This is a genomic window from Haloferax sp. s1, assembly GCF_058382125.1.
Genome location: NZ_JBZRPK010000618.1, coordinates 1 through 10097, shown reverse-complemented (window position 1 = coordinate 10097; position 10097 = coordinate 1). Strand labels below are relative to the sequence as shown.

12 protein-coding genes are annotated in these 10097 nt (G+C 63.7%); 2 read left to right on the top strand and 10 right to left on the bottom strand.

Annotation, left to right across the window (positions count from 1 at the left end; all coding sequences use genetic code 11):
• The 9 genes from QT222_RS13040 to QT222_RS13000 form a co-directional block, all read right to left on the bottom strand.
• Positions 1-591 (bottom strand): nucleotide-binding protein (locus tag QT222_RS13040; RefSeq protein ID WP_491477420.1); only part of this gene is annotated, 591 nt, incomplete at its 3' end.
• Between the two features lie 268 nt (positions 592-859).
• Entirely contained in the window at positions 860-1873 is a 1014-nt protein-coding gene (locus tag QT222_RS13035) for an aminotransferase class I/II-fold pyridoxal phosphate-dependent enzyme (protein ID WP_491477419.1), read from the bottom strand.
• A gap of 99 nt (positions 1874-1972) precedes the next feature.
• On the bottom strand, positions 1973-2695 hold the full coding sequence (locus QT222_RS13030) for an adenosylcobinamide amidohydrolase (protein ID WP_491477418.1): 723 nt from the start codon (positions 2693-2695) through the stop codon (positions 1973-1975).
• Positions 2688-3698 (bottom strand): threonine-phosphate decarboxylase CobD, encoded by a 1011-nt coding sequence (gene cobD, locus QT222_RS13025; protein ID WP_491477417.1) that lies wholly within the window; start codon positions 3696-3698, stop codon positions 2688-2690. The genes QT222_RS13030 and cobD overlap by 8 nt, the downstream gene beginning before the upstream one ends.
• Positions 3688-4698: a nicotinate-nucleotide--dimethylbenzimidazole phosphoribosyltransferase gene (locus tag QT222_RS13020; protein ID WP_004057708.1), complete on the bottom strand. Its 1011-nt coding sequence runs from the start codon at positions 4696-4698 to the stop codon at positions 3688-3690. Before QT222_RS13020 ends, cobD begins: the two co-directional genes overlap by 11 nt.
• Positions 4689-5288 carry an NTP transferase domain-containing protein gene (locus QT222_RS13015; protein WP_491477416.1) on the bottom strand — a complete coding sequence of 200 codons (600 nt, stop codon included), beginning with the start codon at positions 5286-5288 and terminating at the stop codon, positions 4689-4691. Before QT222_RS13015 ends, QT222_RS13020 begins: the two co-directional genes overlap by 10 nt.
• Positions 5273-6037: an adenosylcobinamide-GDP ribazoletransferase gene (gene cobS / locus QT222_RS13010; RefSeq protein WP_491477415.1), complete on the bottom strand. Its 765-nt coding sequence runs from the start codon at positions 6035-6037 to the stop codon at positions 5273-5275. The genes QT222_RS13015 and cobS overlap by 16 nt, the downstream gene beginning before the upstream one ends.
• Entirely contained in the window at positions 6028-6936 is a 909-nt protein-coding gene (locus QT222_RS13005; protein ID WP_004057722.1) for a CobD/CbiB family cobalamin biosynthesis protein, read from the bottom strand. Before QT222_RS13005 ends, cobS begins: the two co-directional genes overlap by 10 nt.
• Entirely contained in the window at positions 6927-7562 is a 636-nt protein-coding gene (locus QT222_RS13000; protein WP_491477414.1) for an HAD family hydrolase, read from the bottom strand. The genes QT222_RS13005 and QT222_RS13000 overlap by 10 nt, the downstream gene beginning before the upstream one ends.
• A 119-nt stretch (positions 7563-7681) precedes the next feature.
• On the opposite strand from QT222_RS13000, the gene QT222_RS12995 reads away from it, so the two are divergent.
• Together QT222_RS12995 and QT222_RS12990 are read left to right on the top strand one after the other, a co-directional pair.
• On the top strand, positions 7682-8161 hold the full coding sequence (locus QT222_RS12995) for a peroxiredoxin family protein (protein ID WP_491477413.1): 480 nt from the start codon (positions 7682-7684) through the stop codon (positions 8159-8161).
• A 173-nt stretch (positions 8162-8334) separates the two neighbouring features.
• Positions 8335-9243, top strand: a complete 909-nt coding sequence (locus QT222_RS12990; RefSeq protein WP_491477412.1) for a DUF8130 domain-containing protein — start codon at positions 8335-8337, stop codon at positions 9241-9243.
• Between the two features lie 125 nt (positions 9244-9368).
• Here the strand turns inward: QT222_RS12990 and QT222_RS12985 are convergent.
• Positions 9369-10097, bottom strand: a 729-nt coding sequence (locus tag QT222_RS12985; protein ID WP_491477411.1) for an energy-coupling factor transporter transmembrane component T family protein, incomplete at its 5' end; no start/stop codon positions are given.

Sequence of the window (10097 nt, the reverse complement as noted above, 5' to 3'; positions counted from 1 at the left end):
CGACGCGAGCGTCTGGCCGCCGAAATACCGGCCCGCTTGTTCGGCGATTCGGTCGACGTTTTCGTCGGGTCGAACGCGGTTGAACACCACACCTGCGGTGTCGGTCCCGTAGGAGTGAGCGTACTCCTGAACCTTCAGACCGTCAGAAAGTGAGGGGACAGTCGGTTGGAGTACGACGACGATTCTGTCGGCGAGGACGATAGGCAAGACCGCGCTCTTCGACCCGAGTGCAGCGGGCGAGTCGAGAAGAAGCACGTCGGTGTTGCTTGCGAGTTCGGCGACCACGTCGCGAAGCCTGCCGGGGTCCGCCGCTTCGAACGCCGCAAGACTCGTTCCACAAGGGACGACCGACATCCCGAACCGGTCGTAAACAGCATCTTCGACGGCGACATCTCGTTCGGCGATAAGGAGGTCGTGGAGCGTCACGTCGGCATCGTCGAGTCCGGCGTGAAACAGGAGATTCGCCATCCCCGTGTCGGCATCGATGACGGTCACGTCGTAGTCCTCGGCGAGCGCCATCCCGAGCGCGAGTGTACTCGTCGTCTTCCCCGTGCCGCCTTTGCCACTGGCGACGGCGAACGCCTCAACCATGCACCCACGTGCCGAGTGACTTCGCATAAGTGTTCGGAACGAGAGTGAACGACATCCGGCGACTCATGTGTTACATAGTAACAATCGTTAATGTGGTGGGCGTACTACTGCCATACCATCACCGATGGTCAGAATCGTCATTCAATCGTACACTTTTGTCGTCGATGGGTCTACGGTCGCAGTGTTTGTGACGCTTCTCGCGATTGCCGCCATCGTGTATATAAACTGGTGACCGTCGACCCGAACGCCGTTCCGCAAGCGGCGTATCTCAGACCGCCTCGGCGAGCGCATCGAGGAGACTGTCGTTTTCGTGGGGTCGACGGACGGTTATCCGCACGTGGGAGTCGAGGGTTCGGTAGCAGCGTGCGTCTCGAACGGCAATCCCGCGGCGTCGAGTTTCGTGAAGAACATGGTCTACGTCATCGGCCCGGAACAAAATGAGTGAACTGTCCGCCGGATACGGCTCGTAGCCGAGCACCTTCAACTCAGCGACGATTCGGGACCGTTCGCGCTCGACTCGGTTGCGCGTCACTTCGAGAAAGTCGTCCTGTTTGAGGCAGTACGTCGCGACTTCGACCGCGGGCGACGAGAGTACCCACGTACACCGCGCGCAAGAGAGTTTGTCGCGCAGTTCGCCCGTCGCGGCGGCGAATCCGGCACGGAGCGACGGCACGCCGAAGACGTTCGTCACCGAGTGGAGCGCGATGACGCCGTCGAGACCGGCAGTGCTCGGGAGACGAGTGAATCCGAGGTACGACTCGTCGACGATAAGCGGTGTATTCGCCCACTGGCACTCGCGGATAAATGCCCGAAGTTCGTCAGTTGGATATGCCGACCCCATCGGGTTGTTGGGATGGCTGAGAATCACCGTCGCGTGCTCTTCTGGGTCGACCGCGTCCAGAAATTCGTCGTATGGTACGTGAACCGGCTTTCCTCCCTGTAATTTGATTTCGCGCCCGTACTCCCCACAACACGGTGCTGGAATCGCGACGCTGTCACCGGGCGAAACTGTCACGCCGAGTGCGAGTCGGAGCGCCTCGATGACGCCCGCTGCGGGAACGACCTGGTCGGGTTCACAGCCCACGTAGTCGGCCGCTGCGACGCAAAACTCCGAGTAATCGTCCATCGAATATCGCCGCGAGGTAGAGAGAGTCGATTCGTAGATGCTCGCCAGACCCGCCGGGCGCTCCGGGTTCGAACCGAGACTGAAATCCACGAGCGAGTGGTCTGCGGTCCCACCGTGACTCACAGGGTCCACGTCAGGTATCGAACCAGGGTCCATGTCTACCTGCTAGATGCCAACGATATTCAAGCCTTCCTAGTAGTTCATTTAGTTACCACTAACGATTTGTCGGACAGCATGGCCGTTTTCCGTCTGTTCTCAGATAGTAGAGACCGTCGCGCTGTCGTCGGCTACGACACCATAGGTTGCCGAATCGACACTCTGGGGCATCGAATTCGACGCGTATCGTGAATCGAGACTCGCCAGAACCGCGTCGCGGACACAGACCCGCGCCGCGTGACCGACTTCGGTTGCGCTCCCCGAGAACGTCGCTGGCTCGCCTTCGGGGTCGCACGCGGCGATGACCGCGTCCGACGTCGTTCCGGGTGCGCTACACCGCGCGAGTAGCGTCGCCGCCTTCGCCTCGGCAGCGACGGCAACGAGATTCGAGAGTGCGCCCGGTTCCAGCGAGCGGGTCGTTCCGACGAAGACGTTCACCGTGCCGACCGAGTTACCCGACATCGGAGGAGATGAAGGCGAGTTCCACCCGTAGTCGCCGTCGTCTCCCGCAACCTCGGTCGGCAACTCCGCCGGGTTCGACACGCCCGCGGTGGCGACGACCTCGACCGGCCCGAACCGGGCACGCCGAGCGTGTCGTTGGTCGACGCCAGTGAGAAGCGTCGGGCCGGGTTCTTCGAACCCCGCATCCGAGACCCGGCGCTGGATGTAGGCGTCGAGGTCGGTCTCCGGCCAGCCGTCGGGAACAGTGATGTTGTACGCGGCCGGTCCGTGAGACTCGCCGCCGGCGTAGCCCGTCGAGAGCCAGCGCGTCTCGTGACGGAAGAGTCGGCAGACGCCGTCGCGGCGAGTCGTCTCAAACATCGGCGAGCGCGCGGAGCAGTTCGTCGTTTTCGTCCGGACGCTTCACCGCGACGCGAACGTGCGAGTCGAGCGTCGGGAAGGTGGTCGCGTCGCGGATGGCGACACCACGCTGGCGGGCGGTTTCGACGACCGAACCGACATCACGGTCGCCAACGTCCAACAGGAGAAACGGCGCGTCAGAGGGAGACACTGCAAACCGTTCCGACAGCGACTCGCGAAGTCGCTCGCGCTCGGTCGCGACGCGCTCGCGGGTGCGCGAGACGAACTCTGTGTCGCGCATGCAGTGTGCGCCGACGGCGGCCGCAGGCGTCGACAGCGACCACGACCGACGAGCAACGGCGAGTCGTTCGCCGAGGTCACCGGTAGCGACCGCGAACCCGGCGCGGATACCCGGCAGGCCGAACATCTTGGTCAGCGACCGAGCGACGATGACGCCGGATTCGCCCGCGAGACTCGGCGCGTCGGTGAAGTCGAGAAACGCTTCGTCCACGACGAGGACTGTCCCGGCGTCACGACAGCGGGCCGCAAAGTCGCGGAGCCGACCCGAATCGGCGAGTTCACCGGTCGGGTTGTTCGGCGTGCAGACGACCGCAACCTTGTGTTCCCCCGGGTCGGCGTCGAGGATTTCGTCGTGTGCGACGTGGACAGGGTCGGCACCCTGCAGGTGAATTTCGTGGTCGTACTCGCCGAAACTCGGTTCGGGGACGAGCGCCGAATCACCGGCTGCGAGCGTGACTTCGAAGGCGAGTCGAAGCGCTTCGAGACCACCCGCTGTCGGGACGACGGACTCGGGGTCACAGTCGACGTAGTCGGCGGCGGCCGCTCGGAACTCGGCGTAGTCGTCGTCGGGGTAGCGGGTCGAAGCATCGAGCGCGTCGGCGTACACGTCATCGACGCCGTCGGGTCGCTCGGGGTTCGTGTTCGCGCTGAAGTCCAAGACGGTCGAGTCGGTTGTTCCCCCGTGGGGGACCCGACTGGCAGTTCGAACGGCTTCAGGCTCCATCTTCGACTCCGTCGACAGCGTCGACGGCTTCGGGGTCCAACCGCGAGAGCACGTCCAGCGTCGCCGCCTCCACATCGTCGAGGACGCCCATCCGGTCGGCGAGCATGAGCGCACCGCCCATGCCCGCTCCTTCTTTGGCCTCACCGGCCGCGTAGCGGTCGAGCGGGTGCGCCTCGAATCCGGGGTCGGTGACGGTCACGTCGAGGTCGAGCGCTTCGGCCGCGGCTTCGAGTTCCGGTACGTCTTCTGCGAGGTAGGAAGTCGTCGCAAGCGACAGGTCGCCGTCGGCACCGGCGTGTCGGACGAGCGCGGCCGCCGAGAGGAGTTGCGTCCCTCCGCCGAGGGTTACGTCGATGTCGGCTTCGAGTGCCCCGACGGTGAGTCCGGCAACGACCGGGAGGACGGGGTCACCGAGGTACCGCGCGGCGAGTTCGGGTTTGTGGGCCGCTGAGCCGGGTTCCATGCCGCTCGATTCGAGCGCCTCTGCGACGACTTCTTCCTTGAGGCTCGTCGGGTTCTCCGGGAGCGACGACGAGACAGGGAACGTCTCGCCGAGCGCGCGGAGCACGGCGAGTGCGGTCGTCGTCCCGCCGGGGACGGTCTCGCCGATGACGAGTTCGTCTTCCGGGAGCGCCTTGCCCATCCGCCGAGCGGCCTCGAACGCACCGGGAGCAGTCGGAACCGGCTCGCTTTCGCGGATGTCGCGGCCCGGCCGCGCACCCACGTCGATGGTCGGTGTGGCGGTCGGTTCCACGAGACCGGCGTCGACGGTGAGTACGTCGAATCCGGTGAGTTCGCGGACGGCGCGAGTGATAGCCGCGGGTGTCGGACAGCCCGTCGGACTGACCGGCGTCACCGGCGAGCGGACGGTCTCTCCGTATTCGATGATTTCCGCGTCGGCGCTCGGGGTGTGACCGACGAGCGACGGGTCCGCACCCGCGGCGCTGATGCCGGGAATCGTGGCCGTCTGGGTCGTTCCGGCGACGAGGATTACTCGCATCGTTCCTCCGCGAGCGCGATATCTGTCGGACGATTCACGTTGAGTGCAAGTTTGGTGTCGGATGTGAGGTACATGGTTGAATCAGTGTCTGTGGAATCGGATTGTGTGGTGTCAGTTTTCGTCCCAATAACGCCCAATCCAGTCGGGCAGACGGCGGTTCCCCGGTAGTCGAAGACGAGGGAGTCGTCGAGACTGGCCCCGAGCGTCTGTTTCAGTTCGACGGGGACGCACGCTGTCAACGACCCGCCCGCTGCGGCCTCCATGACCGCGTCGACGTGGTCGGGAAGCAACAGCGGGAGGTCGGCAACGACGGTCACGACCGGCCGCGAGACGCGCTCAAGCGCGAATTCGAGGTCGGAGACGTAACCGTCGCCAGGAGCATCGATACAGTGCAGTCCGAGGTCGCTCGCTCGCGTGCGGGTGTTCGGCGTGTGCGGCGATGTGACCGCGTGGACGGTCTCGACGCGGGAGCGCTGGAGCGCCTCGGCGATGCGGTCGAGCATGGGCCGGCCGCAGATATCGACGAGGGGCTTTTCGACCGCTGCGTCGAGGCGCGTACCGCGGCCACCGCACATCAAAAGAGCGTCCATGCCACCACCCCTACGTGAATCGCCGCGGCGCGAGCGAGTTCGTTCGTCGCGCCAAGCAGGTCGCCCGAGACGCCGCCGAGTTTTGTGCGGCCCCACGAGCGAAGGGCGAGTGCGACCACAGGGCCGCAGACGAGGGCTGCGATAACTCCCAGCCCACCCGCTAACAGTGCCAGCGCGGCCACCGGAAGACACGCAACAGCGACGGCAAAAAGGCCAGATTGTCCGTTCTCACCGACGAGTGCGGATCCCAAGCCCTCGTGCGCAGGTTCGCCGAGACAGACCAAGGTCGCCATTCCGGTCTTCGCGCCGACTTCGGCGGCGACGGCGATTGCGACGGCTGGGGTGAATGCGAGACGTCCACCCAAACCGGCGAGTCCGAGCGCGCCGAGACCGAGGACGACGAGCGTCAATCCGAGCGCGAGCAGGCCGCCGACACCCGTTTGCGAGTCTTTCAGGACCGAAAGACGGCGCTCAGCATCTCCGTGGACCACGGCGGCATCGCCGAGGTCTGCGAGCCCATCGGCGTGGGTGACGCCGGTCACGAGATACAGTGTGACGAGGTACAGCGCGGCCGCCGTCGGAACCGGAACCGAAAGCACGAACGGAACTGCGGCGAGTCCGCCGACGATGTAGCCGACAAGCGGGAACGCGACCGGAGACCGCCTGAAGGAGTCCCACTCGGCTTCGCCATCACCGCCGGGAAGTCGCGTGAGGAAGCCAAGCCCGCCGCGGACTGCGGTCAGAACCACGCAACCACCCCCGCGAGAACGAACGCGATGAGTCCGGCACGGGCGACGAGGCGAATCCCTCGTGCCGCAGTCGCCGTGTCCGGGAAGTCAGCGCCAGCGTCGAGCAGGTAGTGTCCGGGCTTTTCTAATCGCGTTTCGAGGAGGACTGCGAGCGTCGCCATGGGCCACCCCGAGTTGGGCGAGGCCGGACGACGAGCGAGCGGGCTGACCCGCGAAAGCGCGCCGGGCGAACCAGCGCCGATGGCGAGTAAGACGGCCGAGAGACGCGCCGGAAGCCACATTACCGCGTCATCGAGACGCGCCGGAACGCGACCGACTGGCTTGTGTCGGTACCCGAGCATCGAATCAAGCGTGTTGACGCCCTTCACCCACGCTGCCGCCCCAACCGCGAGCGGGAGCGAAAACGGGACGACGAGCGTAAACGCGAGCAGCGGGGCGACCAGTCCGTCGGCGAGGTTTTCGGCCGCGCTCTCGACGGCGGCGCTTCGAATCTCGCCAGCAGAGAGCGATGCCGGGTCGCGTCCGGCGAGGGCACGAAGCTCACCGCGGGCGGTATCGAGGTCGGTTGCGGTCGCCGTCGCCGACACGACGGTCTCCGCTGCGTCGAGCAGCATCCGAAGACTGGTCGTCGAAAAGAGGGCGAGCGCGGCGACGACTGCGCCGGCCCACGGCGATGCGAGCGATGCACCCCACGTCGCGCCCGAGACCACTCCCGCAGCGAGTGCTGGGAGAACGAGCGCAGCGAGCGCGCCGACTCTGGTGGGATGTTCCCACTCGCGGTCGAGGGGTGCAACGACGTTTCCGAACAGCGCGACGGGATGAATCCGGGCCGGTGGTTCGGCGAGGAGTCGATCCAGTCCAGCAGCGATAGCGACGGCGACCGTGGCTGTCACGGGCACGGGTCCTCCCCGGCACGTAACCGTGTTGCGAGCGCATCGAGCGTCGTCGCTTCGAGGTTCACGAACCGACCGCCGACTGCTTCGACACCGCCGTCGGCGTCGGGGTCGTCGCCGACGTGAACCAACTCGGATGCGTCGACGTCGAGACCGCGAGCGGCCGCCTCGAACGCCTGCTCGTTCGGTTTTCGCCAGCCGCAGGCGACACTCGTGGTGATGCTGTCGAACCCGCGTCGGTCGAGGTCAGACCGGATGAGCGTCCGTGCGACGAGTTCGGGAACCGAACAGTTCGAGAGGAGGCCGACGGGACCGGCCTCGCGGGCAGCCGAAACCGCCTTAACCGCACCGGGGCGTGTCGTCACCTCGGGGTCGAACGCAGTGATAACTGCGCGGCGGGCGGCGTTGTCCGGCGACTCGACACCTCGCGAACGGAGTGCTGCCGCGACGTGGGCCGGAAGCGGGACCTCTGCACCCTCGGGGGCGTCGATGTGGACCTCACGGTAGGCGTCGTCCCAGTCATCGGGAACCGCAACACCGTACTCGCGAAGAGCGTCAGCGACGGCAGTCCCCGGGTCTACTGGATATTCGGCGTCGACGAGCGTGCCGAAGAGGTCGAACGTAACTGCCACTAGGTTTGTATTGGTGAAATTCTACTTGAATGCAGCGAAGCGGGTGCGTACAAGTGATTTTGCGCCCGGACTGTCCGACCGCCATGCCTATAGGTTCGGGCAGGTCGTCGAATCGGGTAATGAGTCTCCAAGGAAGCGACGCCCCAGACTTCACGCTCGAACGCACCGCTGGCGACGAAATTACCCTCTCCGAGACGCTGGAAAGTGGACCGACAGTCGTCCTCATTAACCGTGGTTACTGGTGTTCGTTCTGCACCGAACAACTCCAGACGTTCAGCCAAGTTTCCTACGACCTCTGGTTCAACGACGGTGTCGACATACTTCCGGTCATCACGAGTGACCTCGGCGATGTGAGGGAGATGCGGGACCGCTTCGACTTCGATTTCCAGCTCGCTGCGGACCCCGATGGCGAGGTCGCAGCACAGTACAGCGGCATCGAAGAGACCAGCCACGGCGTGACAGGTATTTCCGGCACCTACGTCGTCGACGAAGACGGCATCGTCCAGTACGAACAGGTCGCCGACCACCCGGCCGACCGGACCTACGGTAACTGGGTTCGGTACTTCATTCGTAACGATTACGAGGATGTCTTCGCGTAGGCGCGCGAGAGGCTCCACAAAACGTGTATGTATTCAGATAGCAGAAAACACTTGGTAGCAGATGACAGTGAGTGCATATGCACCGTCGCGCCCTCCTCGCCGGTATTGGTGCCCTCCCAGCAGGATGTCTCGGAGTGTCGCCTCCGCGAGCGAATAGCACAACAGCCTCTTCAGTGGCCACCGAGACGCCAAACTCGACAACCACTACGGCGCACCCCACAGCGACGTGTGACAAGGAGACTGAAACGCCTTCCACAGAATCAACAGGCGAGACCGAAACAGATGCGGAATACACACTGACCGACCTCACGGAGTCGACAGACATCGACCGGCCGTCTGCCAAGTATATCCTCGAACCGTCGGCGTTCTACTCCAGCGATGCGGTTACGGAAGAAGAAGAGCGTACGGGCGAAGAACAAGTAGTGAAGGATATCTCCGAGATTGACGATGAAAAGGTTCGGAGTGCAATCGAGACCGCCATTCGGACGGGTGAGTGGCGCTCGAACACGCTTCCCGATGGGCTGGCCGATACGGTCGGACGCGTGGACTTCTTTACCGGTGTCTCGGAGGACGAGACGTACACGCATGTCGGGCTAACCCTGCATCGAACCCATCCAGACCGACCGCCCGCCTTAGAGTTCAACGCCGCGATTGTAGACGACACCGTCTCGAAAGACAGCCCCGGAGCGATTGCACTCACGCTGACCAACACGAGTCAAACGACGCAACGCGTGTTCTCGGGGACTGTGCCACCGTTTGGGATGGTATACGGGGACGCCACCGAAGACGAAGGTCGATTCCTCCTCTGGCGAGAGTACGAGGAGGAAGGCTGTGTCAACTTCTCTGAGCGAGGACTCGCCGTGTGTAGCATTGGTAAGATTACGAAATTGCAGCCATGTGAGCGCATTACTCGTCGCTACGAAGTGCTCCCGAGTGAAACAACTCGTCACCCCGAGTACACGGTGCCGCCTCACCCGGGGAGATACCGTCTTACCGACTCCTTAGACTACTATGAGACCCGTGGTGGGCCAGAATCGACGCTCTCGTTCGAGGTTGAGTTTACTCTCGAATCGATGCAGTAGCGCTGTCACACCTTACTCGTCGGTGGTGTCTGAGATGTCATTTCTCTCCCCGCACTCGTGAGTGAAACGAGTGAGCGCTCGTGGTGAAAGCGCGAACCACGTGATTCTAGCCTGCAGGATGTCGTTCATCGTACGGCCGGGAAGAACGTCGTCGTCCGGAGCCAAAACAGAAACACGAGGAAGACGACAGAGAGGCCGATGAACGACCAGTCACGTACTGATGTGTTGAGCGTCGCGAGACGAAGGCGACGACTGTCGGGGTTGCCGAGTGACTGCGAAAAACCGCGCGTTTCCATCGCCTCGACTGTCACGCGACTCCGTTTGGCGACGTCGAATATCAGCGGGTAGAACGCGCGAACCCCGATCTTCAGCAGGTGGAACCAATGACGCCAGCGAAGAAGGCCATCCGTCTCGGGACCGCTGCTTCGGAGCCGAATCGCGTGGACGATATCCCGGTATTCTTCGAGTAGAACCGGTAACATCCGGTATCCGTACGCGAGTGAGAACGTGAATCGGCGAGGAATCCCGAAGCTCAGTAACGCTTTGCTCAATCGCGAGGGACTCATCGTGGTGAAGACAGCGACGCTCGCGAGGGAGATGCTCGCCATCTTCAGATTATAGGGGACGAGCGCCGAGACGGCCCCGATTGCGTCTCCACCGGTAAGCCAGACGACCACCCCGAAAAACACGAGGTTCGAGACCATTCCAAACGTGAGCACGGCGAGCAAAACCCGAAACACGCGTGAGAAGACGACTAGGGCACACATAAACGCAAGAAGCGTCCCGAGGACGAGCGTAACGAAGAACAACCAAGGGACAGACAAGAACACGACATACCAGCCAAGGAGCACCCG